Source organism: uncultured Tateyamaria sp., assembly GCF_947503045.1.
Lineage (GTDB): Bacteria > Pseudomonadota > Alphaproteobacteria > Rhodobacterales > Rhodobacteraceae > Tateyamaria.
In genome coordinates this window covers 1,632,631-1,656,978 of sequence record NZ_CANNCF010000001.1, presented here as the reverse complement: position 1 = coordinate 1,656,978, position 24,348 = coordinate 1,632,631, and the positions used below count along the sequence as shown (strand labels likewise).

19 protein-coding genes and 1 tRNA gene are annotated in these 24,348 nt (G+C 61.0%); 11 read left to right on the top strand and 9 right to left on the bottom strand.

The genetic code is table 11. The features are described 5' to 3' along the window. The first annotated feature begins 5 nt into the window (after positions 1-5). Complete coding sequence (locus Q1A89_RS08300) at positions 6-1,673, top strand: peroxidase (protein ID WP_299725917.1); 1,668 nt, start codon at positions 6-8, stop codon at positions 1,671-1,673. Between the two features lie 43 nt (positions 1,674-1,716). Here Q1A89_RS08300 and Q1A89_RS08295 read toward each other — a convergent pair whose 3' ends face one another. Further along, complete coding sequence (locus Q1A89_RS08295; protein WP_299726170.1) at positions 1,717-2,751, bottom strand: PQQ-dependent sugar dehydrogenase; 1,035 nt, start codon at positions 2,749-2,751, stop codon at positions 1,717-1,719. Between the two features lie 226 nt (positions 2,752-2,977). Here Q1A89_RS08295 and Q1A89_RS08290 point away from each other — a divergent pair, with 226 nt between their 5' ends. The 7 genes from Q1A89_RS08290 to Q1A89_RS08260 all read left to right on the top strand — a co-directional run bounded on the left by Q1A89_RS08290 (position 2,978) and on the right by Q1A89_RS08260 (position 9,380). Beyond that, positions 2,978-4,177, top strand: a complete 1,200-nt coding sequence (locus Q1A89_RS08290) for an ABC transporter substrate-binding protein (RefSeq protein WP_299725914.1) — start codon at positions 2,978-2,980, stop codon at positions 4,175-4,177. Between the two features lie 92 nt (positions 4,178-4,269). Next, positions 4,270-5,052 (top strand): ABC transporter ATP-binding protein, encoded by a 783-nt coding sequence (locus tag Q1A89_RS08285; RefSeq protein WP_299725911.1) that lies wholly within the window; start codon positions 4,270-4,272, stop codon positions 5,050-5,052. 100 nt (positions 5,053-5,152) lie between these two features. After that, a complete protein-coding gene (locus Q1A89_RS08280; protein ID WP_299725909.1) occupies positions 5,153-5,974 on the top strand; it encodes an ABC transporter ATP-binding protein in 822 nt (273 codons plus the stop codon). Positions 5,975-6,425: 451 nt separating this feature from the next. Further along, positions 6,426-6,626 (top strand): hypothetical protein, encoded by a 201-nt coding sequence (locus Q1A89_RS08275; protein ID WP_299725906.1) that lies wholly within the window; start codon positions 6,426-6,428, stop codon positions 6,624-6,626. A gap of 2 nt (positions 6,627-6,628) precedes the next feature. Then, positions 6,629-7,069: a hypothetical protein gene (locus Q1A89_RS08270; RefSeq protein ID WP_299725903.1), complete on the top strand. Its 441-nt coding sequence runs from the start codon at positions 6,629-6,631 to the stop codon at positions 7,067-7,069. Beyond that, complete coding sequence (locus tag Q1A89_RS08265; RefSeq protein WP_299725900.1) at positions 7,069-8,079, top strand: branched-chain amino acid ABC transporter permease; 1,011 nt, start codon at positions 7,069-7,071, stop codon at positions 8,077-8,079. Before Q1A89_RS08270 ends, Q1A89_RS08265 begins: the two co-directional genes overlap by 1 nt. Continuing rightward, positions 8,076-9,380, top strand: a complete 1,305-nt coding sequence (locus Q1A89_RS08260) for a branched-chain amino acid ABC transporter permease (protein WP_299725898.1) — start codon at positions 8,076-8,078, stop codon at positions 9,378-9,380. Before Q1A89_RS08265 ends, Q1A89_RS08260 begins: the two co-directional genes overlap by 4 nt. 7 nt (positions 9,381-9,387) lie before the next feature. On the opposite strand, the gene Q1A89_RS08255 is transcribed toward Q1A89_RS08260, so the two are convergent. Together Q1A89_RS08255 and Q1A89_RS08250 are read right to left on the bottom strand one after the other, a co-directional pair. Continuing rightward, complete coding sequence (locus Q1A89_RS08255; protein WP_299725896.1) at positions 9,388-10,812, bottom strand: cytochrome c family protein; 1,425 nt, start codon at positions 10,810-10,812, stop codon at positions 9,388-9,390. 238 nt (positions 10,813-11,050) lie between these two features. Continuing rightward, a complete protein-coding gene (locus tag Q1A89_RS08250) occupies positions 11,051-12,592 on the bottom strand; it encodes a helicase HerA-like domain-containing protein (protein ID WP_299725894.1) in 1,542 nt (513 codons plus the stop codon). 423 nt (positions 12,593-13,015) lie between these two features. Here Q1A89_RS08250 and Q1A89_RS08245 point away from each other — a divergent pair, with 423 nt between their 5' ends. Then, a complete protein-coding gene (locus Q1A89_RS08245) occupies positions 13,016-13,630 on the top strand; it encodes an invasion associated locus B family protein (RefSeq protein ID WP_299725892.1) in 615 nt (204 codons plus the stop codon). Between the two features lie 64 nt (positions 13,631-13,694). Here Q1A89_RS08245 and Q1A89_RS08240 read toward each other — a convergent pair whose 3' ends face one another. The 4 genes from Q1A89_RS08240 to Q1A89_RS08225 are packed head-to-tail and all read right to left on the bottom strand — an operon-like array spanning position 13,695 to position 17,891. Then, a complete protein-coding gene (locus Q1A89_RS08240) occupies positions 13,695-14,903 on the bottom strand; it encodes a beta-ketoacyl-[acyl-carrier-protein] synthase family protein (RefSeq protein ID WP_299725890.1) in 1,209 nt (402 codons plus the stop codon). Beyond that, positions 14,903-15,163 carry an acyl carrier protein gene (locus Q1A89_RS08235; protein WP_299725887.1) on the bottom strand — a complete coding sequence of 87 codons (261 nt, stop codon included), beginning with the start codon at positions 15,161-15,163 and terminating at the stop codon, positions 14,903-14,905. Before Q1A89_RS08235 ends, Q1A89_RS08240 begins: the two co-directional genes overlap by 1 nt. A 33-nt stretch (positions 15,164-15,196) precedes the next feature. Then, positions 15,197-16,288 (bottom strand): UDP-3-O-(3-hydroxymyristoyl)glucosamine N-acyltransferase, encoded by a 1,092-nt coding sequence (lpxD, locus tag Q1A89_RS08230; protein WP_299725884.1) that lies wholly within the window; start codon positions 16,286-16,288, stop codon positions 15,197-15,199. 37 nt (positions 16,289-16,325) lie between these two features. After that, positions 16,326-17,891 (bottom strand): L,D-transpeptidase family protein, encoded by a 1,566-nt coding sequence (locus Q1A89_RS08225; RefSeq protein ID WP_299726168.1) that lies wholly within the window; start codon positions 17,889-17,891, stop codon positions 16,326-16,328. 353 nt (positions 17,892-18,244) lie between these two features. On the opposite strand from Q1A89_RS08225, the gene Q1A89_RS08220 reads away from it, so the two are divergent. Both Q1A89_RS08220 and Q1A89_RS08215 read left to right on the top strand, forming a co-directional pair. Further along, complete coding sequence (locus Q1A89_RS08220; RefSeq protein WP_299725881.1) at positions 18,245-18,814, top strand: DUF882 domain-containing protein; 570 nt, start codon at positions 18,245-18,247, stop codon at positions 18,812-18,814. Positions 18,815-18,886: 72 nt separating this feature from the next. Next, positions 18,887-18,963: transfer RNA gene (locus Q1A89_RS08215), tRNA-Arg, on the top strand. Between the two features lie 321 nt (positions 18,964-19,284). On the opposite strand, the gene Q1A89_RS08210 is transcribed toward Q1A89_RS08215, so the two are convergent. Together Q1A89_RS08210 and Q1A89_RS08205 are read right to left on the bottom strand one after the other, a co-directional pair. After that, positions 19,285-23,712: a hypothetical protein gene (locus Q1A89_RS08210; protein ID WP_299725879.1), complete on the bottom strand. Its 4,428-nt coding sequence runs from the start codon at positions 23,710-23,712 to the stop codon at positions 19,285-19,287. 64 nt (positions 23,713-23,776) lie between these two features. Continuing rightward, entirely contained in the window at positions 23,777-24,226 is a 450-nt protein-coding gene (locus Q1A89_RS08205; protein WP_299725876.1) for a hypothetical protein, read from the bottom strand. Positions 24,227-24,348 lie beyond the last annotated feature (122 nt).

Genomic DNA, 24,348 nt, shown 5'->3' with positions numbered 1-24,348 from the left:
CCCCGATGACCCGCACACTCAATCTTCACGACATTCAGGGCAACGTGGTGCGCGCCTATGGCCGCTTTTCCTTCCCTTTCGCGCGTTATTTCTTTTTCAACATCGTCTCGCCCGCCGAAGGGCGCAAATTCGTGGATGCGGTGCGTGCGCAGGTGACAACCGCCGCGCGCTGGCCCGAAGAGGCGGAAAAGCCGGAATGCACCACCAATATCGGCTTTACCTTCTTTGGCTTGTGGCAACTTGACGTGCCCGCGCGCACCCTCAAGGGGATGCCGGACGAATTCGCCGAAGGTATGAAAAGCCGCGCTTTTGTGCTGGGCGATCGCGACACCACAAAGGTGGCCGAGGATGATCCAAACTGGGACGCCCATTGGGATCCGATCTGGCGCAACAACCGCGTGCCCGGCGCGGGGGGCGAAAATGACGTCCACATCTGGGTCTCGCTCAATGCGCAACTCAAGGCCCCCGGCACCGCCGAACCGGTCGACGCGCTGGTGGAACGCACCCAGTGGCTGCGCGATCTGTGCAAGGCCTCGAACGGCGGCGTGCGGCTGCTGTCAGGCATCGGGCAGGACGGCAAGGCGGATTTTCAATCCGCCAACGCCGTGTTCGACACCCACGGGAAAACCCATCTGCCCACCCCCAAGGAACATTTCGGCTTTGCCGACGGCATCGGCGATCCGGTCTTTGACGGGCAATACCGCCCATCGGACATGAAAACCGCCGTGATCGGGCGCGGCAAGCGCGTGGATGGCAAATGGGTGCCGATCCAGACCGGTGAATTCATCCTTGGCCACCCGGATGAAAGCCAGGAACTGCCCCCTGCCGCCATGCCCCCGGAATTCTCGCAAAACGGCACTTTCATGGCCTTTCGCAAACTGCACGAATATGTGGGCCGCTTCGACGAGGTGCTCGCCGAAGAGGCAAAGTCCTTCGCCGCCGTCATGGACATCCCCGAGGACGAGGCCGCCGAGGTGTTGCGTGCCAAGATGTGCGGACGCTGGTCAGACGGTGTGCCGCTGGCGGTTGTGCCCACCTATGCCGACTGGCAGGCGTTCCGCGCGCAGCATGGCTTTGACGACCCCGATCCCATCAAGGCACTGGAAAATCAGGCGAAATACCTGCGCTCACCCGCTGCCTCCGACTTTCGCTTTGCCGATGACATGCCCGGTTTCAACGTACCCGGCGGCGCTCATATCCGGCGCATGAACACGCGCGACTATCTCGACCCGCTCAACACGCCCGGCGTGGATGAGAACGGCAACCCACACAAGAACCCCGACGCCACCCATGCCCTGAACAAGCGGCGGCGCGTGCTGCGGCGCGGCCTGCCCTATGGCGCCTCGGACCCGACCAAGAATACGGACGACACCGAACAGGGGGTGGCGATGATGATTGTCGGCACCAGCCTCTTTCGCCAGTTCGAATTCGTGCAGCAGCAATGGGTGCAATACGGGCTCGACTTTCATCAGGGCAACAACACCTGCCCGATGCTGGGCGAGCACCGCACCCACACCCGCTTTACCATTCCGTCCGATCCCAAGACCGGCAAACCGCCCTACATCATGAGCAAACTCAAGACGTTCGTGGAATGCCGGGGGGGCGAGTATTTCTTTATCCCCTCGATGACGGCGCTGCGCCTGATCGCGATGGGCGTCGTCGATCCGACCTGAGGGCGGCACGCCCCTGAGACGAAAAATCGGTGTCCCTTTGTTGTCAACGGGTCATCCGATAGACCGCACCCGCGCCGACAGAGACAAAGAGGATGCTGCCATCAGCGTCCTCGACAATGTCGCGCACGCGCAGGGTTTCGTCACTTTCCAGCTGCTCGACTTCGCGCACGCTATCGCCCGAGACCTCCAGCCGCGAGATATAACTGAACTTGAGCGAGCCGACGAACATATCCCCTTTCCATTCGGGAAACATATTGCCCTGATAGACCATCAGCCCCGAGGGCGCGATGGACGGGTCCCAGTAAAAGGCCGGTTGCTCCATCCCCGGCTTGCTCTGGCCTTCGCCGATCTTGCCGCCGGAATAGTGCACGCCGTAGGAAATCACCGGCCAGCCAAAATTTGCGCCCTTCTCGATGCGGTTCACCTCGTCCCCGCCGCGCGCGCCGTGTTCGGCCGTCCAGAGCGTGCCGCGCCCGTCCAGCCCCGCCCCTTGCGGGTTGCGGTGCCCGTAGGACCAGATTTCAGGCAGCACCCCGTCTTGCCCTACAAAGGGGTTGTCGGCAGGCACGCTGCCATCGCGGTTCACCCGCACAATGGAGCCGTTATGCAGGGTGCGATCCTGCGCCGAGGGGCGGTCGCCGCGATCACCGATGGTCACAAACAACGTGCCATCACGCGCCTCGACCACGCGGCTGCCGAAATGGCGGCCCGTATTGCCACCCGGCGCGCTTTCAAAGAGGTCGCGCAGACCAACAAGGCGACTGCCATCCGCGCTCAACTCGGCAGCGGCCAGCGCGGTGCCCGACCCACGACCCTGCGGTTTGGAATAGGTCAGAAACAACGTGCGGCTGGTGGCAAAATCGCGCGCCAGTGTAATGTCGAGCAACCCGCCCTGCCCGCGCGCCACGACACGCGGCGTGCCACGCACCAGTGTGGCCTTCCCGTTGCGGATCAGCTGCAGGGTCCCATCGCGTTCCGTCACCAGCAAGGATCCATCCGGCAGGGGTGCCACGGCCCAGGGCTCATTGAGGCCCGCGGCGACCGGAGTGACCGTCACCGCCCCACGTTCGGCATCCATTCCAAGGGCAGGACCGGCCAGAACGGCCAGTGTCAGAATCATAGCGTTTTTCATCGGCCACAGTCTCCAAACCGGTTCGCGTTACGTCACCCCGGTCCATATGTGCTGTTTTTCACTGATTTACAGGCCAATTGGCTGCAAAGCCCCGCAGTAAGACACTTTTCTTTTTCAAACACCCCACGTAACGTTCCGCCCGAGAACAAAAGTTCCAATCAGGGAGAAGAAGATGAAAAAACTGATGATGGCCACAGCGGCCACGGCACTTATGGCTGGCACTGCCTATGCGGACGGTCATGCAAAAGAAGTCAAACTTGGCATTATCCTCGGCTTTACCGGCCCCATTGAATCGCTGACGCCCTCGATGGCAGACGGCGCTGAACTGGCGATGGCAGAAGTCACCGAAAGCGGCCTGCTGCTGGATGGCGCCACCGTCTCATCCGTGCGCGCGGATTCCACATGCGTTGATGCGGGCGCTGCAACAGCCGCCGCCGAGCGTCTGGTCACGGCTGACAAGGTCGACGGCATCATGGGCGCGGACTGCTCGGGTGTGACCGGCGCGATCCTGAACAACGTGGCCGTGGCCAACGGCGTGGTGATGATATCCCCCTCGGCCACATCCCCGGGCCTCAGCCACAATGACAATGAAGACAACGGGTTGTTCTTCCGCACAGCCCCGTCTGACGCGCGTCAGGGCGTCGTGATGACCCAGGTGCTGATGGAAGAAGGCATCAAGGAAGTGGCCGTCACCTACACCAACAACGACTACGGCAAGGGTCTGGCCGACAGCTTCCAGGCCGCCTTTGAAGCGGCAGGTGGCACAGTCACCATCAACGCCGCCCACGAAGACGGCAAGGCCGACTATTCGGCTGAAGTCGGCGCACTGGCCTCGGCCGGTGGTGACCGCCTCGTCGTTGCGGGCTATGTCGATCAGGGTGGATCGGGCATCGTGCGCGCCGCCCTTGATTCCGGTGCCTTTGACACGTTCCACTTCCCCGACGGGATGATCGGCGCCAAGCTGCAGGAAAACTTCGGTGACGAAATCGAAGGATCCACCGGCCAGCACCCCGGCACCAACTCCGAAGGGGCCGCGATGTTCACCGACATGGTGGCCGGCGCCTTTGACGCCACATCGCCCTTCACGCCGGAATCCTACGACGCCGCGGCCCTGATCATGCTGGCCATGCAGGCCGCGGGTTCGAAGGATTCCAATGACTACAAAGACCACGTCATGAATGTTGCCAACGCACCGGGCGAGCAGATCTTCCCCGGTCAGCTGGGTAAGGCGCTGCAGATCATCAAGGACGGCGGCGACATCGACTATGTCGGCGCCACAGCCGTCGAGCTGATCGGACCCGGTGAATCTGCGGGCAACTACCGCCAGATCGTCATCGAAGGCGGCGAGATCACAACGGCCAAGTACCGCTAAGTCAAACCTGGTTTGACCAGACAGCCCGGGGCGCAATCCTCGGGCTGTTTCAATATCTTGAAGATCACTCTTAAAGTGACGCGGGGACCCATATGATCGTCGTTGACGACCTTTACAAACATTTTGGCGGCTTTCACGCAGTGGATGGCGCAAGCCTCAGCATCACGCCCGGTTCGATCACTGGTCTGATTGGCCCCAATGGCGCGGGAAAGACCACTCTTTTCAATGTGATCGCGGGCGTTCTTCCACCAACGTCGGGGCGCGTCACCATGGACGGTGAAGACATCACCGGCCTGCCGCCGCACACGCTGTTTCACAAGGGCCTGCTGCGCACCTTCCAGATCGCGCACGAGTTTTCGTCGATGACCTGCCGCGAGAACCTGATGATGGTGCCCGGCGCGCAATCAGGCGAGACGCTGTGGAACACGTGGTTTGGCCGCAAACGCATCGCGGATGAGGAACGCGCACTGGCCGCCAAGGCCGATGAGGTGCTCGAATTCCTCACGGTCGAACATCTGGCCGATCACAAGGCGGGTCAGGTCTCGGGCGGGCAGAAAAAACTGCTGGAACTGGGCCGCACCATGATGGTGGATGCCAAGATCGTGTTTCTGGACGAGGTCGGCGCGGGCGTGAACCGCACCCTTCTGAACACCATCGGCGACGCGATCCTGCGCCTGAACCAGGAACGCAACTATACTTTTGTGGTGATCGAGCATGACATGGATTTCATTGGCAAAATTTGCGACCCGGTCATCTGCATGGCCGAGGGCCACGTGTTGGCCGAGGGCACATTGGCCGAGATCAAGGCCAACGAGGCGGTAATCGAGGCCTATCTGGGCACAGGGTTGAAAAACAAAGACAAGGTGGGCGCATGATTTTGTTTCGAATTGGCTGCGCCAATCCGACCGATGCGAGGGGCTTTGCCCCTCGCGCTCCCCAGGATTTTTTCAAATCAGAGAAGCAGGGGACGGCGCAATGACCAACCCCTATCAGGACACACGCGGCAACAAGGATGCCTCCATCGCCAATCCCAAGGGCGCGGGCACGCTTGCGGCATCCCCCGGCACCAAGGCCGCGATGAACACCGCTGATGCCTTTTTGATCGGCGATACAATGACCGGCGGCTATGGCGCTGGCCCGGACATTCTGCATGACTGCACCATTGCGGTGAACCCGGGCGAAATTGCCGTGATTGTCGGGCCCAACGGTGCGGGCAAGTCCACGGCAATGAAAGCCGTGTTCGGGATGCTGGACGTCCGCCAGGGCTCGGTGCGGCTGGATGGCGAGGACATCACCGACCTCTCCCCACAAGACCGGGTGGCCAAGGGCATGGGTTTTGTGCCGCAGACCTCGAATATCTTTACTTCGATGACGGTCGAGGAAAACCTCGAGATGGGCGCCTTTATCCGGCTGGACGATTTTTCCGGCACGATGGCGCAGGTCTATGATCTGTTCCCGATCCTGAAGGAAAAGCGCAATCAGGCTGCAGGCGAATTGTCCGGCGGGCAGCGCCAACAGGTCGCCGTGGGCCGCGCGCTGATGACCCAACCCAAAGTGCTGATGCTGGACGAACCGACCGCGGGCGTGTCGCCCATCGTCATGGACGAGCTGTTTGATCGCATCATCGAGGTCGCGCGCACTGGCATCCCGATCCTGATGGTTGAACAAAACGCGCGTCAGGCGCTGGAGATTGCCGACAAGGGGTTTGTGCTGGTGCAGGGGCGCAATGCGTTTACGGGAACGGGCAAGGAGCTGTTGGCGGACCCGGACGTGCGCAAGAGCTTTTTGGGGGGGTAGTTATGCTACAAAAATCCCTTTCCAGCTACTGTGCCAGTGTAGTGAGCTTATTTACCCTATCGATGGGTCTGCCTTCCTCTGCGGTTGCGAGATATGATCCCATTTACTCCTGCCTATTTGCACGTGATGTCAACGTATTGGCTGATGATGGCACGCTTCAAACCATAAAACGAGACGACAAAGTTATTCTGACATTCTCTCACGTTTGTTCGTCGTATTGCCCAGTATTCATCTTTCTAACATCTGGCGCTCCAACCGTCGTTGCTTACACTGGCTCCAAAACACCTGATGGTCCACTAAACGGCGTCGCAAATGATCTGCCCAATAACTTGGTCATACGACAGCTTGGTGAGTCATGGCTCGATGTCGTTTCGATGACATGGTTTCATGGAGGTTCAGACCCGGATGCAAACCCCGTTGAAATTAGGCTGAATTGTGAGCTAGCTGACTAATGGACCTCCTCAACGCCTTTCTGCCACTGTGCAGTTTCTTCCTGCTTCTGGCCATCGCCTATTGCGCGCTTGGCGTGCGCCTCATTCATCGCACCCCGATCCTGATTGACCGCACAAAAGGCCAGCCAAATGCCGGAGGTTGTGGGCGCAGGCAAGGAAGTGCTGACCCCAAACCGCGCAAGAAGTTCTTGGGGCGGTGAGGATGCGTTTCGCGACAATCACTGCATTGTTTGGTCTGGCGTTCGCCGCAGTTGCCCATGCAGCATTTGATCAGTCGGGATTTCCGGCACGGTGTTCGATCTACGGCGCATGTGATGCAGAGGGCTATTGCGTTCGGGTGAGTCTGGGAGAGGCCATGATTACGATTTTCAAGGTCGGTGACCGCGCCTATGAGCTGAGCAGCACGGAAGACGGGCGCGACCGACGAAAACTAGGTTACTTTCGAACCATTGAGGATGCACATCGTCACTTCGAAAATGGATTAGAAGGCGGGTTTGGCAAATTCATTATCCCGAACTTCGAAATGGCGGACGCAGTGGGATTTGATGTGTATGGCACCAGCAGTATTGATCGCGGATTCACCTTGGAAAAGACCAAGATCGCATGCAGCAGAATGCGATCAACGAATGAAGGCTTAGACTAATGGACCTCCTTAACGCCGTCGTGGCGCTCTCGAACTTCGTGCTGATCCCGGCCATCGCCTATGGCAGCCAACTCGCCCTGGGCGCGCTTGGGGTCACGCTGATCTACGGCATCCTGCGCTTTTCCAACTTCGCCCATGGCGACACGATGGCCTTTGGCACCATGGCCACGATCCTGATCACATGGGGGTTTCAGACCGCAGGCATCAGCGCCGGGCCCCTGCCCACCGCCCTACTCGCCCTGCCCTTCGGCATCGCGATCTGTGCGGGGCTGATGCTGTTCACCGACCGGGCGGTGTACAAATTCTACCGCGCGCAAAAGGCCAAACCGGTGATCTTCGTCATCGTGAGCCTCGGGGTGATGTTCATCATGAACGGGCTCGTGCGCTTCATCATCGGGCCCAATGACCAGCGCTTTGCAGATGGCGAGCGGTTCATCGTCTCGGTGCGCACCTTCAAGGCGATGACGGGACTGGATGAGGGGCTGGCGATCAAAACCACCCAAGGGATCACGGTGGTCACGGCGATCATCGTGGTGGCTGCGCTGTTCTACTTCCTCAACCGCACGCGGACGGGCAAATCCATGCGGGCCTATTCGGATAACGAGGATCTCGCCCTACTCTCCGGCATCAACCCCGAGCGGGTGGTGATGGTCACATGGCTGATCGTGGCGGCGCTGGCGACCATCGCAGGGGTGCTTTACGGGCTCGACAAATCCTTCAAGCCCTTTGTCTATTTCCAGCTGCTGCTGCCGATCTTTGCCGCCGCCATCGTCGGCGGGCTTGGCTCGCCCATCGGCGCAATCGCAGGCGGGTTCACCATCGCCTTTTCCGAGGTCATGATCACCTATGCCTGGAAGAAAGTGGCCAATTACGCCCTGCCAGACAGCCTCGCGCCCGACGGGCTCGCACAGCTTTTGTCCACCGACTATAAATTCGCCGTCAGCTTCGTGATCCTGCTGATTGTGCTGTTGTTCCGGCCCACGGGCCTGTTTGCGGGGAAATCGGTATGAGCGACACAACACGCAATATCGCCTATTTCGGCATGGTCGCCTTTCTGATCATCGCGACGGGCTTTATCCAAAGCTGGAACGCGGCCCTGTTCGTGCTGAACTTTGGCCTGATCAGCGCGATCATGGCCCTTGGGGTGAACCTGCAATGGGGCTTTGCCGGGCTGTTCAATGTGGGCATCATGGGCTTTGTCGCCCTAGGCGGGCTGGCCACGGTGCTGATCTCGATGGACCCTGTGGGCGAGGCCTGGGCCGCAGGCGGCGTGCGCGTGATCCTGTCGCTGATCCTTGGGGCGGCGACCATCGTGGGGGCCATTCTGGCTTACGGCGCGTTGCCCAAGGGACAGGTCCGCAACATCGGCATGATCGCCATTCTGGTCATCGGCTTTTTCGTCTACCGCGCCGTGTTTGACGGCGGCGTGGCCGCGGTTGAGGCGGTGAACCCCGCCAATGCGGGCTACCTGGGCGGTCTGGGTCTGCCGGTCCTGCTGGCCTGGCCCGTGGGCGGGCTGCTGGCCGCAGGGGCGGCGTGGATCATCGGCAAGACGGCCCTGGGCCTGCGCTCCGACTATCTGGCCATTGCCACCCTTGGCATTGCCGAAATCATCATCGCCGTTCTCAAGAACGAAGACTGGTTGGCGCGCGGCGTCAAGAACGTGGTGGGCCTGCCCCGCCCTGCCCCGTACGAGATCGACCTGCAGAACGATCCGGCCTTTGTCGAACGGGTCGCGGGGCTGGGCCTTGATCCGGTCACCGCCTCGACCCTGTGGGTCAAACTGATCTATGCGGGCCTCTTTGCCGCCGTGCTGATCGGCCTGTTCCTGCTGGCCCAACGGGCGCTGCATTCCCCATGGGGGCGCATGATGCGCGCCATCCGCGACAATGAGGTCGCGGCCGAAGCCATGGGCAAGGACGTCACCGCGCGCCACTTGCAGGTCTTTGTGCTCGGCTCTGCCATTTGCGGCATTGCCGGTGCGATGATGACGACGCTCGATGGTCAATTGACCCCCGGCACCTACCAACCCTTGCGGTTCACCTTCCTTGTCTGGGTGATGGTGATCGTGGGCGGCTCGGGCAGCAATCTCGGCTCGGTTCTGGGTGGATTTCTGATCTGGTGGCTCTGGGTGATGGTTGAACCCATGGGCTTGGGTCTGATGAACCTGATCACCGCAGGTATGAGCGAAGGCTACTGGCTGCGCGACCACCTGCTGGATTCCGCGGCCCATATGCGGCTTTTGACCATGGGACTGGTGCTGCTGCTGGTCCTGCGGTTCAGCCCACGCGGGTTGATCCCGGAAAAGTAGACGCGCCTCAGTCGCCGTCGGCGATCTTGTGGGTGACAACGAATTCCTGCGGCTTTGCGGGTTCTTTGGGCTTCTTCTTGCGCAGCCGTGTCCACACCCATCCCAGCACGGCAATCAGCGTGCCGCCCACGCCGACGATGGCTGCGTTCACCGCCGTCAGTTCCTTGGCGCTTTGCAACACCCGCTGCCAGGGCGTGACGTCCACGGTGATGCGCTCGGTAAAGGTGCGGATGCGCACGGGGGGCAGATCCTTGCTGTCGCGCTGCACGATGGCATCCACCTCGACCGTAAACACCTGATCACCGCCGGCAGTCTTGGGTTCGATGGTCCAGACCCACTTGGCGGGCCGATCCGGCAACACGGTCTGGCGCTGCGGTCCCGGCGGGTCGATGTTGAACCCAAGGCCCAGGATCGTCGCCTCCATCTGCATGGCATAATCCACGTCCTCGACCACCTGCGTGGCGCCAGACAGGTCCGCCGACAACCCAAGGCTTTCGGCCTGTTCCTCTACACTGGCACCCTCCTCAGGCAGCGGCGTGCGTTTTGCTGTGCGGGGCGAGACCACCAGTTCAACAGAGGTCGCCTGCCCCAGCCGCATCGTCTCCGGACGGTTAAAGGCAAGGTCCGCCGCCTTGAGCTGGTCCTGCATCAGCCTGGCGACCGTATCCTGCGGCGGTGGCGGAGGATCAGGTTGAGTGGGTTGGGGTTGCGGTTGCGTGGGTTGGGGTTGCAAATTGTATTCCCGAGCCAGAAGGTCTTCAAATTCCTTCCTCAACTCTTCCGGCCACTCGTCTGGGTCCACAAGTGGATAGGCCCGGTCAAGGATACTGCGCCTTTCTAATTTCAATGCTGCGAGCAAGTCTTTTGGATCAGTCATATCTGGCGGAACATCCGGACCATCGTCGGGGCCAGCAGGGTCAGGCGCAGCCGTCGGTTCCGGCACCAGCGCCAGAAAGACGATCAGGTCCGCGCGGTCCGACACCTTCCTCAGTCCCGGAAACCCCATCGTGGTGCCAGGGGCATATGCGCTCGGGAATTCAAGATAGCTGTTCAGCGCCTCCTCGGTCCAGCGTCCACCCAGCGCGCGCAGCGCGTCGGAGTACGGATAACCCGCCACTCCCGCCACATCGCGCCCGACCACATTATAAAGCGACGGACCAACACCGTGCACCCCCGGCTCAAGCCCATGACAGGCGGCACATTTACCGAAGACCCCCGCGCCTTGCAGCGGATCGGCAGATGCCAGTTCTTGCATAAAGTCCACTTCTGCCTCGGCATTGTCCGGCGACGCGCTATCAGTTTCGATCACATAGGCGTCGTCGACGTCCGGCGGCGCGCTGGAATAGATCAACCGCGAAAGGTGCAAGACGACCAGAAAGGCAAGGCTCATCGCCAACAGCGCCGCCACTTTGGTCAATGTCTGTTTGCGCATCCCGCCGACCCTCGAAAAGGTTCCCGGCAAAAGTGTAGCTGCAAAGCGTTGAAAAGTTAAACCTTTCCTGCCCCACGCGGTTCGAACCGGGTTCGCGCGCAGGGATACCCGTCCTCCCCAAAATTCACGGGTATCCGGGCCTGATGGCGAGGTGCATTTCTGAACAAAGGGTTAAAGCGCCGCTGTAACCCATTGAAAAGTCATGGGCCGATCTCTGTCCCAGCGTGGGACACCTTTCTCACCGCCCCTTGAACAGCCCGCCCAGAATACCGCGCACCATCCGCCTGCCGGTCACGCCGGTCAGCTCCTTGACCACCATCTTGGTCATCGCCTCGCCAAAGGTCGGATTGATCCGTTTGGGCCGCGAGGTCGAGCGGCTCACCCCCTTGCCAGAATAGCGCCGGGCCGCGTTGAATTCACGTAAGGAAGGGGTCTCTTCCTCGGCCTTTTCCTCTGCCGCGGCGGCCTCTGCGGCAGCCTTTTCAGCGCGGGATTTCAGCATCTCAAAGGCCGAGACCCGATCGAGTGTCTGATCATATTTCCCGGCCATATCGCTGGCCGCCAGAAATGCGGCCCGCTCCGCCTTGGTGATCGGCCCCAGCTGCGACGAGGGTGGGCGGATCAGCGTGCGCTCGACAATGCCCGGTATCCCCTTTTTCAGCAGCATCGAGGTCACCGCCTCGCCCACACCCACCTCGCGGATCGCCTCCTCGGTCGAGAAACGCGGGTTCTCGCGGTAGGTCTCGGCCGCCAGTTTCAACTGCTTGCGGTCCTTGGCCGTAAAGGCGCGCAAGGCGTGCTGGATGCGGTTGCCAAGCTGGCCCAGGATGTCCTCGGGCACGTCGGACGGGTTCTGGGTGATGAAATAGACCCCCACCCCCTTGGAGCGGATGAGGCGCGCGACCTGCTCGACCTTGTCCACCAGCGCCTTGGGCGCGTCGTCAAAGAGCAGGTGTGCCTCGTCAAAGAAAAAGACGAGCTTGGGTTTTTCCGGATCGCCCACCTCCGGCAGTTCCTCGAACAGTTCGGACAGCAGCCACAGCAGGAAGGTGGCATAAAGGCCGGGCGAGTTCATCAGTTTGTCGGCAGCCAGGATGTTGATCCGGCCCTTGCCATCTGCGTCGGTGCGCATGAGGTCGGCGAGATCCAGTGCAGGTTCCCCGAACAGCCCCGCACCGCCCTGATTCTCCAGCACCAGAAGGCGGCGCTGGATCGCTCCGATCGAAGCGGTCGAGACGTTGCCATAGCGCAAGGACAGCTCCTTGGCGTTCTCGCCGATCCAGACCAGCAACGCCTGCAGGTCCTTGAGGTCGAGCAGCGGCATGCCTTCCTCATCCGCGAGGCGGAAGGCGATGTTCAGGATGCCCTCCTGGGCCTCGCTCAACTCAAGCAGGCGGGCCAGCAGCAGCGGGCCCATTTCGGACACCGTGGTGCGCACCGGGTGGCCCTGATCGGCAAAGAGATCCCAGAACGTCACCGGGCAGGCATGATAGGTATAGTCAGCAAAGCCGATCTTTTCGGCGCGCGACATAAAGGGGCCGTGCAACTTGTGATCCGGCGTGCCGGATTTGGCGAGGCCCGACAGATCACCTTTGACGTCCGATAAAAACACCGGAACGCCCGCATTGGAAAAGCCCTCGGCCAGGATTTGCAGCGTCACCGTCTTGCCGGTGCCTGTGGCCCCCGCAATCAGCCCATGGCGGTTGGCATAGCCAAGGGCCATCTGCTGATGCTCGGAATAATCCGGGCCACCGCCGCCGAGAAAGAGTTGTCCGGTCATGTTGTTAACCTTTTGTCCATGGGCTCTACCGGGGGGACCATACAAAGTTAACACTTGGGTGCCATAGTGTTTTTGTTCCCGCCTCTAGTCCTCCTGGCGCGGAACACTTCCTCCCTGTCAGACTGGCCGCGCCTTGTGCGCGGCCTTTTTTTTCGTGCAAGCCCCTGTCAGGTGGCGGCGTCACACAATAGCTGTTGACCCAAGCCCACGCCTTTCGTAACGTCCGCCTTAATAAGTCGGCCAGTCCGACGGGGAGTAAAAAAACGACCGGAAAAGGAGGCCTTGTCGCCTCCTTTTTTGTGTTTGGGCACATGCTGCGGCAAGGTGGCGCTGCGGGGACATCAAATCTTTGCGCTTTGCCCCTGACAGCGCCGCGCGGGCGTGCTAGCACACGGCTTGATACGCAACTGAACCGGAATGAACATGCGCACCTTTTTGATTGCATTGACCACGGCCCTGCTCGTCCCTGCCGCCCTTCTGGCGCAGACAACAGAGACCGAAAACACCGAAACAGAAACTGAAACGCCTGTCCCCAGCATCGAGGACCAGCTGAGCCTTGGCGAAGATGCCAGTGCCCCTCAGGTCGGCCAGACCTATACCAGGGAAAAGAACGGCGACTGGGACCTGCGCTGCATCAAGACCGAAGACGGCGTCGAAGAGCCCTGCCAGATGTACCAGTTGATGGCGGACAGCGAAGGCACGCCTGTGGCTGAAATCTCGATCTTCCGTCTGCCCGAAGGTGGGCGCGCGGTGGCCGGTGCGACAATTGTCGTCCCACTTGAAACCTCGCTGCCCCAGCAGTTGACCATGCAGGTCGACGGCAACGCGGCGCGCCGCTATCCCTATTCGTTCTGCAACACGATCGGCTGCTTTTCGCGGGTTGGTCTTGTGGCCGAAGAGGTTGCGGCATTCCGCGCTGGCAACTCTGCCAAGCTGACCATCGTGCCGGCACTCGCGCCTGATCAGAAGGTCGAGCTGACCATGTCCCTGTTGGGCTTTTCCGCGAGCTACGAAAAGACGACTGTCAACGCCAACTGATCCAAATTGGCCCAGGCTGATTTTTCAGAACCGCCCCGAACTCCGGGGCGGTTTTCTTTTGCCCTCAGACCCCCCGCAAGGCCAGCACCGCGTTCATGCCGCCAAAGGCAAAGGCGTTGGACAGCACCACATCGACCTTGGCCTCGCGCGCCTCGTTTGGCACCACGTCCAGCGCGCATTCGGGATCGGGTTCTTCGTAACCGATGGTGGGTGCAATCACGCCGTCGCGCAGGGCCATGATGCAAGCCAGCAGCTCAACCGCGCCGGTGCCCCCGATCAGGTGGCCGTGCATCGACTTGGTCGAGGAAATCATCAGCTTGTCCGCATGCGGGCCGAACACGTCCGCTACGGCGGCGCATTCCGTCTTGTCATTGGCCGCAGTCCCCGTGCCATGGGCGTTGATATAGCCGACCTGATCACGGTTCACTTTTGCATCCGCCAGTGCGCCCGCCATGGCCCGCGCGGCACCGTTTTTGGACGGCATCACGATGTCGCTGGCATCCGAGGACATGGCAAACCCAACCACTTCGCAAAGGATATCCGCACCACGTTTGCGCGCGTGTTCGTAATCCTCGAACACAAAGAGCCCTGCCCCCTCGCCCTGCACCATGCCGTTGCGGTTGGCCGAGAACGGGCGGCACGCATCCTTGGACATTACCCGCAGCCCTTCCCACGCCTTGACCCCGCCAAAGCACAGCATTGATTCCGACCCGCCCGTGATCATCACCGGCGCAAGGCCCGAGCGCACCATGGTAAAGGCCTGCGCCATCGCGTGATTGGAAGACGCGCAGGCCGTCGAGACGGTAAAGGACGGGCCCTTGAGGTTGTGCTCCATGCTCACATGAGACGCCGCGGCATTGTTCATCAGTTTGGGCACGACAAAGGGATGGACCCGGTTCTTGCCCTCTTCATAGACCGAGCGGTAGTTCGCATCCCAGGTGCTGACCCCACCCCCGGCAGTACCCAGCACCACGCCTGATTTCGCGGCCAGATCGCCGGAAAAGCTGATGCCCGATTGCGCGATCGCCTCTTTAGCGGCGGCGAGGGTGAATTGGGTGAACCGGTCATAAAGGCTCATCTGCTGGCGGTTGTAGCGCCCTTCGGCCTCGAAGCCGCGCACCTGCCCGCCGATCTGGATCGACAGGCGTTCGACGTCCTGAAAGTCGAGCGCGCCGATGCCGCAATGGCCTTCGCGCATGGCCGCAAGCGTGTCCTGCACATCATGGCCCAATGCGTTGACCGTGCCCGCCCCGGTGATGACAACCCGGTGCATCAGCCCTTTTGATCCGCGATCAGCGTCTCGATCCCCTTGATGATCGAGGCCACGCTGGAGATGTCAAAGTCGCTCTCGGAGGGATCATTGGCATTAAAGGGGATGGAGATGTCGAACTCTTCCTCGATGGCAAAGATGCTTTCGACAAGGCCGAGCGAGTCGATGCCCAGATCTTCAAGCGTGCTGTCCAGCGTGACATCGCCGGGCTCCAGCACAGCCTGTTCGGCGATGATTTCGATGACCTTGTCCTGAACGCTCATGGTCTCACCTTTTTCGCGCAACGTGGCGTTGATTTAGTCACTGGAACCCGGCTTGAAAACTGCTTTCTTCAGGGCAGCGATGTCGGCGACATAGCGCGGCAGGCGACGCAGCGCCTTATAGCTGTTGATCTGGGTTTTCATTTCGGTGGCCGGATAGCCCAGCATCACCCGGCCCGCAGGCACCGAGGACAACACGACGCTGGCCGCCCCCACAACCACCCGGTCGCCGACTGTCAGGTTGTCGGCAATGCCGACCTGCCCGCCCAGCACGGCGAAATTGCCGATCACCGAGGACCCCGCCACACCCGCCTGCGCGCAGACCAGCACGTCATGGCCCAGAGTGGCGTTGTGGCCGATCTGCACAAGGCTGTCGATCTTGGTGCGGTCGCCGATCCGCGTGGCGCGGATGGTGCCGTTGTCGATGGTGGCATTGGCCCCGACCTCGACATCGTCCCCGATCAGCACGCCGCCAAGGCTTGCAATCCGCGACCAGCTTTGACCCTGCGCCTCGCCCTGCTCACCCAGGGTTTCGCGCGCCGCCTCGACGCCGCTTTTTTCGGGCGTGACAAAGGAAAATCCGTCGCCACCGATGCGGGCGCCGGGCTGTGCGATAAAGCGGTCACCGATCTGGATATGCGCCCCGATGCTGACCTGTTCGCGCAGCAGGGCCTGCGCGCCCAGACTGGCCTTCCAGCCGACAAAACACATTGGCCCGATGACCGATCCCGCGCCGATATGGGCCTCGGGGCCAATGACGCTGCCGGGGCCGATGCTGACACCCGTTCCGATTTGTGCTGTCGGGTCGATCACCGCACTGGGGTGAATGCCTGCGCCAAAGCCCTGACCCGGATCCATCATCGTGGTCAGATGCGACATCGCGTAGCGCGGCCGTTGAGGCAGGATCGCGGCCTTGAGGCCCAGGGCTTGCCAGTCGGCATCCGCCCACAGCATCGCGGCCTGTGCCGCGCCCTTGGACAGGCTTTCGGCATATTTGACGGTGCTGGCCATGGCCAGATCATCAGCGCCCGCCGCGGCAGGTTCCGCCAGACCGGAAATTACGAGGGCCGTGTCTCCGACCGCCTCCGCCCCGAGGGCGGCGGCAATCTCTGCAACGGAATAGCGCATGAATGTCCCCTGGCCGCACAGCTGTCAGGGACAGGCTTTATCCCTGAACGGCGCGCAGGGCTACCCCTGCCTTGGACAGGGCGCGCCAGATTTGTGCGTCGCGGCCATAGATGTCGCGGCGGTACTGGGTGTGGCCCTTGGGCGTGGTGAAAGCGGTGCGGTAGATGATGTGCACCGGCACCGGGCTTTTCAGATCGACGCGGGTTTCGCGGCCCGTGGCGAGCACCGATTTGAAATAGCTTTCAGGGTTGGATTCCTGCTTGGCCAGCAGCGCATAGGCAAAATCAAACGGGTCGGCCAGACGCACGCATCCATGGCTGTAGGCGCGCACTTCGCGGCCGAACAGGTTTTTGGCGGGCGTGTCGTGCAGGTAGATATTGTAGGGGTTGGGGAACATGAACTTGACCAGACCCAACGCGTTGCCCTCGCTGGGCGGCTGGCGCATCGCGAAGGGGAACGTCTTTTCCGTGTATTGCGAGAAATTGACGGCGCCGCGATTCACCTTGCGGCCCTTGTTGTCCGTGATCTCTATATGGCGCACCGCGTTGGAGTTGCGCTTGAGTGCGGGCAGGTATTCACCCACCACGATGGAACGAGGTACGTACCAGCTGGGATTCACCACCATGAATTCCATCACGTCCGAAAATTCGACGGTGGGGCGGTCTTCCTTGTTGGCACCCACAACCGAGCGGGTCGAAAAGGTCACCTTGCCGTTGTCCACGATCTTGGCGGTGAAGTCCGGGAGGTTGACCAGCACGTGGCGCTTGCCGCGTTCCTGGTTTACCCAACGCTCGCGCTCCATCGCGACGATGATGGATTGCAGGCGGTCCTGCACGCCCTTGTTGATCTCGGACATGGTACTTTCACCGACCACACCGTCAGCGGCAAGGCCGTGGGCCAGCTGGAACTGCTGCACAGCCGATTGGATGCTTGCGTCATAGGTCTGCGTATTGGTCCGCTTGAGGAAGCCCATCGCATTCAGGCGGTTGCGCATGGCCACAACAGGGGCACCGGACTGGCCGGGTTTGAGCGTCTTGGCCGGCACTTTCGCGCCCCAGCCACCCTTGGCCAGCAACCGCTCCATCCGCAGCTTTTCCTTCATCAGGGCGTTGTATTCGGTGGTCTTGGGCGGCAGCGCCTTGAAGAACCCGTTGGGCGAGGATTTCGAGAAATTCACAAGATACGAAGTGCGGTCTCGGTAGGGCACCTGACGCACGATGGCACGGTTCACGCGGGAGGGCACCAACACGCCGGTCTGCAGATCGCGCGAGAATTGCAGGAAGGTGCGGCTGATCTCGACTTCGACCAGACCCCGGTCGCGTTCGGTCTTGGCCGCCTTCATCTTGGCCTGCAGGCCGGCGGCGTCATAGCGCGCGGCGGGAAGGCCGTGATTGCCTGCGGATGACAGCGCAGAAAACAGCGCCGAGCGGCGTTGACGCTCGCGGCCCGTGCGGCCTGTCCAGAGGCTGTTGTAACCGTAGGCCTTGTAGAACGCTGCGATATCGGCGTCGCGGGCTGCCGCTTCGGCCACAGCCTGTTTGAACGCAGTCACTTGCGCTGATGCGGTCTGGGGCAGGCCCGACAGCAACAGGCCCAGGGCCATGCTCAGAACGAAAAACCAATGACGGGAAATGGCAGCAGTCATATCTCACCTCAAAACGCAAAAAATCGAGTTGCGATATATTCCAAAAGGCCCGCGCGGGTGTCCAATCACATTCACATCGCAAGCCCAATCTAACACGTCATGATGCGCCATTGCATCGGTCCGAGGCCTCAGCGCCGCATCTATCTAATTTTGCGCAAAGTTCTGCCAAATTGACTTGCGACCTATTTGAAACCGGATTCAGAGCTTGGTAAACGAATCGAGCTATGTCATAAGCAGGGTGCATCTGGGGACAGGATGACAAGGACCCGTGTAACATCATGGGTTACAGGCAAACGGGACGGCGCAGTGAAATGACAAATTCAAACTCTTCGGGTATATCCCGCCGGGCTTTGCTTGGCGCATTCGCAGCCACGACCATCACGGCAGCACCAACATTCTCCAAGGCAGCAGGCTTCTTGCGCGGCTCCGGCGATATCCGCCGGTTGCGCATGTATTCGGGCCGCACCGGTGAGCGGATCGACATGATCTACTGGATCGAAGGCGACTACATCAAGGACGCGGTGAAGGAAGTGAACCACTTCATGCGCGACTGGCGGACGAACCAGTCCATGGCGATGGATCTGCGCAATGTGGACATCATGGCGGCCGCCCATAACCTGCTCGATGTGAACGAACCCTATATGCTGCTGTCGGGCTATCGCAGCCCACAGACCAACGCCATGCTGCGCTCGCGCAGCCGGGGCGTGGCCAAGAATTCGCTGCACATGAAAGGTCAGGCCGCCGATCTGCGCCTGTCCACACGTTCCGTCAGCCAGATGGCACGCGCAGCCCAAGCCTGTCGCGGTGGCGGCGTCGGGAAATACTCCGGCTCGAACTTTGTGCATATGGATTGCGGTGTCGTCCGCAGTTGGGGCGGCTGATCACCCCCTGCCCCCGTTTTCAGCGTTTTAGCAATTGCGGTGCAACCAGCCGCTGGCTATACGACCCGTGATGGACCCTTAGCTCAGCTGGATAGAGCGCTGCCCTCCGAAGGCAGAGGCCAGAGGTTCGAATCCTCTAGGGTCCGCCAAATTTTCCGTTTTGATTGCTAGTTGGTCGCAAGGCTGCTTAGGCCTTTGAACGACCAGTGCGTTCGCCACTTCAAGTATGTGGTCGAGTTGTAGTGTCGCGGCACCCAGACCGCCGGATTTCGTCAGACCAAAGTCGGCGCCGAATTGATCGGCTCAGCCATAGACTGAGCTGCGATGACGCTGGCACGGAATTTGCAAAGAATGACTATTTTTCAAAGTCATTCATAGTATTACGACGTTTTATTAATGTAAACAAATTGCTCAGATGCTCCCGGTGAACATGCAGACCACCGGACCCTACGCACAAACCCAAACCGCCTTCACTGACGCCACCACGCAAGAACGGCCGTTATGCGCTCGGCAAGGTCCGGTGTCGCTTCGGGACAACCCAGATCTCCCAACTCGCCCGCCAGACGCGTGCAAATCGGGAAGCTGACGCGCCGCGGCAACAACGACACCGCCAACAACCGCGCGACAAGTGCCTGCGGGCGCAGGTGCTGCGGCATCACATCCCAGATGCTGACAAGGGCCGCCTCGCGGGCTTCGGGGTCCGGCAGCGATTTGGCAATGCGCAGGGCCTGTTCCGCCTCTGTCACACCGATCAGTGGCGCAATCCGTTCCACCAGCCCTTGCCATTCGGACGGCGGACATTCCTGCAAGGTTTCGAGCGCGAGGTGCAGCGCAGATTGGCGCAGCGGCTCTGATCGGGCGAGCGCCACTTCGATGGCGGCGTCGGCACGCAGTGTGGCTGTTGGCATGAAGCGCACGTAGTTCCAGATCGTGCCCATAAACTCTTCGCGCAGATAGGGCACGAACAGCCGGATCAGCTCCAACCCTTTGGCTTCAGAGAACAGTTTGGGGCGGTGACGAAAGATCGCTGTTTCCCTCCACAGAAGGTCTGTGACCGGATCATCGGAATCGGCCAGTTTGCGCGCGAGATCAACAGGCCCGAACAGCATCGCAATGACGCGACGATCCCCCCGCCAGCTGTCCCCGTCTCCGAAATCGAACCCCTCCAACTGCATGGCCAGATGGGGCAGGAACACTTCGAGCAACCTGATATCATCCTTGATATACGCACTGGTGGCATCAAAGGTCTCAAGCAATTGGTCGCGGCTGAGATAGATGGCTATCCGCTCGACGATGGAGACCGTGAAAAACACTTTTGAGTGGCGGGCATCGGAGCTGTTTCGTACTGTTTCCAGCATTTTAAGCGTCTCGTAGATCAGCGCGTTCCTCTGCGCGCCCTCCAGCCATCCTGCGATCACCACAAGCCATTTGGCGACCAACAGGGGTTGGGGACAGGCCCGCACAGCCTCCAACAACTCGCCATGTGCAGCACTGTTTGGATCATCCAGCAACGCGCGGTAGTCCTCCAGTTCCCGCCCCGACATGTGGCCGCGTTTCATCCTCTCAAACAGCTGTTTCAGATTCTGCGGATCGGCATTGGCGCGCGTTGTTCGGGAGCGGTTCTGATGCTCATCGTCTTTCTGGTCGAACCTCGATTGCGCGATCTGCAACACGTCCGGCGCCATGAACCGCTTGAGCGTTGTCAGATCAGCCCCGTTTTCGATGCCCAACCGGTCGTAGCGGTCCGCGATCTGGTCCATGAATTCGATATGCAAGGCGCGCTGTTGGTCTGCGGGGTCGCGTTGCGCCAACAGGCACTGCAGGAACATGCGGCTGCCAAAGTCCTGCATACCCTCCGCCGCGTCCCGAACCTGCCGGCGCTGTTCCTCGCTCAGATATGGAACCAGCGCCCCAAGCGCCTGACCTTTGTCGTATTCATCGCTGGTTGCGAGGGCAAGTTGCAAGCAACGCGCGATGCTGTCTGGCGACAAGGACGCGGCAAGATCCCGGCAACACACGACAATGTCGCCGCTGTCTGTCGGCGCAAGTGCTGCGACAAAGGCCGCATCGATGGCCTTGATGGCCAGATCGTTTGGCACGTCGGGCAGCAGTTGCAAACAGCGATCGATAGAGTGCGGGGCCATGCCGGGCGTTGTGTCGCCCTGCATCAGCGCCTGCAATTCCTCGCTCGACGTCGCATGGCGGGGCGAGGGTACCAACATCCCGGTGCTGTATGCTGCGCCAGTGTGGTGCCCTGTTGGTGGGACAGATGTTTGAGCCACTGCGCCCGATGCGGATGCATCCGGCGCGACGTCCATCTCAGTGCCGTGCTCGGACCACGCATATCGCGGGAACTGGCTTTGGATGCGGTGCAAGGCCTCCTGCACTGCGTCGGTCAGGCCGTCGTCAAAGTCCGGTGGGAATTGCGCAACAATGCCATCGAGGCAGGTTGGCAACATCTCGGCCACCCGCGGCCAGATCGGATTGTCCGCCTCGCGCACTGATCCTGCGGTGTTTGCAAGCAGGTCACCTGTGCCGACGATCCAAAAGGTGACGTCGGTCATGCTGTCGGTGTCGTCAAACTCTTCGATCCACGCTTGGGAGGGCGCCAGAAGGCGCACGAGCGATGCGTGCAGAAAATCGTCATCAAAGTACTTGCCCAGACAGCGAAACATGTTGCGGTAGCCATCCGCGTCGCCGCCATCCGGGAATGTGAGGCGGGCCAGAACAGCGTCGTCCAGCGCCTCGGGGCGCATTTCGACGATTTTGCCAAAGACTTCGGCAAACACATCGACTTTGGAGATGCTGGCAGACCAATGCACGGCGTCATCGATCAGGGCGTCCCGCAGATCACCCGTTGATCGCTCGGCCAGGTTTGTCGCGATTTTTGTGCGTATTTCTGCATCGGACATCCTGCGCAAGCCCTCTACGATGGCCTCGATATCGTCAGGGGCCGTGACCGACGCGGACAGCGCCAAAAGCGCGCTGGCCCGCGGCCAGGCATCACGGATACCGCTGATTTCATCGATCATGATACGTATGCTTTGCGGCACTGCGTAAGGCGCAAGTCCGCGAATGCTGCCCGCCAGCCGCCACTCGTTTTTGAGCGCCGTGGCGAGATCAAGCAGGTCCATCTGTTGGTCCTCATCGGCAAAAGGCGCGACCGAGGCAACGCCGTGCTGCACCTCGCCCTCTTTGGTGGCAGCGCGCAGCGTCTCGAGCGCGCTGTCAAAAATATAGGTCCGCCGCTCTTCGGGCACGGTGTCGAGCAGCATGCCCATCGACGTCATCGTGCGCATCTTGTCCGAACGTTGCGCAAACATCAGCGCCTGTCCCAGCGCGATGCATTTGTGCTTGAGCGCTTCGGCGATGAGGTCGTCGGGGATGTTGTCGCTGAGGGAATTGACCACACTGACCGTAAGTGCCGCGCTGATCATGCCGACCAGCGCCAGATCCTTATGCCCCTCCCCTGCGAGATAGGCCGCCTGAAACGCGTCAAAGGCCGCCTCGGCGTCATTCTTGAACCCGCGCAACCCGTCGCCTTCCTGATCCGCCTCCCATGCCTTGCGCCAGCCAAGGTCGATCAGATCGAAATACCGCTCGAGCCCCACGTCCGCCTCGTTCAGGTGCTGGGCAAAGTGGCGGCGCAGATAGCGCGATGCGTCGTCCGGGTCGTGCCCATCATCGCGCACCGCCGCGATGGTATCGTGCCCCCAATCAAGAAAGGCCTGATCCGCCGATGTGACGATGTTCGAGCCACCGAAATAGTCCTGCCGCAGGAAATCCCGCAGCTTTGGATGGCACAGCGCAAACCCGTTCTGGTGGCCGTCACCGATGATAAAGCGATTCAGCGGCTGCAACGTGTCGCGCGAAATCAGCGTGTCATTGCCAAAGGCGCGCGCCACCAGCGCCTCGAGATCGCGCATCAAGAGTGGGCCTAGGGCGCTGGCCAGAATGGCGAGGATTTTCTTTATCGCCTGATCCTCGATGGCGGTGCCGTGTTCGGACACAAGTCCGCCCTGCTTGAGCAACCAGTCGTCAAAGAACGCGCCGAACCCTTCGCTTTTGCCGCGCAGATGTTCCAGAACGCGGGCCGGGTCGGTGACGTTGAGGTCATCCAGATCCTCGACATAGTAGGTCAGCAGCAGCGGGTCACCCACGGTCAGCCGCTTGAGTGTGGACAGAACCTCCGGATTGGTGGACAGGGTTTCAAAGCGCGGCGTCGTGCGGCGCAGAACGTCGGCAATCTCGTCACTGTCGAGCGGCGGGATCAGGATACTGGCGGCCCCGGCCCCGCGATGCGACCAGCCCAGACGCCGCAACCAGCCCTGTGCATCTGCATCCCCCACCATCAGCCGGGCGGCGGCAACGATGCGCATGGTTTCGGTGCTGATATCACCCAGCACGCTTTCGCTGAAGGACCAGCCATTGGCCTCATCCAGCCCGTCAATGACCAGCAGGCATTTCACATTCCGGCTTTCGAGGAGGTCGCAATATTCGATCACCCGTTCGCGGTAATGCGCGCCTGCATCGGTGGCCGAGGTGGTCAGGGTCTCGCCCGCAATGTCGGCGAGGCGCGCGGCCAGCGCCTGATAGAAAAACGCCGGGCGGTTTGTCTCGTACCGGATGCTGATGGGCAGGAATATCTTGTGAACTTCGGTGTCGAGCTGTTCGAGCCAGCGCACGAGCAGCGCGGTCTTGCCACGCCCGGCATCGGCCGTAATCAGCAGGTTGGGCGGGGCAGCGGGATCGGCAAACCACGCGTTCATCTGGGCAAGCTGGGTTTGACGTCCGCCAAAGGGGACGGGTTTGTCCGCATCCCCGAGATAGGATTTCACAAAGCGCTGGATAAGCCTGCGATATTGCGACGGCGTCGAGGACAGCCCAAACTGGACCACGATGTCCCGGCCGGTGAATGCACCTATGTCGACGACAGGGGCAGCCGGACCCCGAGCGTCGGCCTCACTTCTTTTGCGTGATGCCTTCTGCGCGGAAATCTCCGCCGATCTCTGCGCTTTTGGCGCGAAACACGCCGCCTTGGGCCGAGATATCCTTGAGGTCCACCGACCCGGCGATGGACACCGTATCAAAGTCAATCACCGCGCCTGCGCCTGCCGCGCTGTCGCGCAGATCCTCGACGGCTTTGGCGAGCGATTGCAGAGCTTCCAGCACTTCGCCGTCTTCGGACAGATCAGCGCGGTCCAGTTGCTTGGCCAGCACGGCCTGTTCGGGTTCCGAGGCGGGATCCTCTTCGACCGTGTCGATCAGCACGCCAAGGGCGGCGCTGCGTTTTGCCAGCAATGCCTTGAGTTTTGCGTAGCCGTCTTTCACGCTTGCCGAGGCGAATTCCTTGCCGATTGCCGTCGCGCCCGCCGTCAGAGCGGCGACCATCATTGCGCTCACTGTAACCATAAAAACCCCCTTGAAATGAAATATCCTTGCGGACACAAAAACCGCCATCCGCACGATAAAGTTGCATATCGGTCTTCATAAGTACATTGAACATCTGCCGCATTGGACTTGGCGGCGCAGGG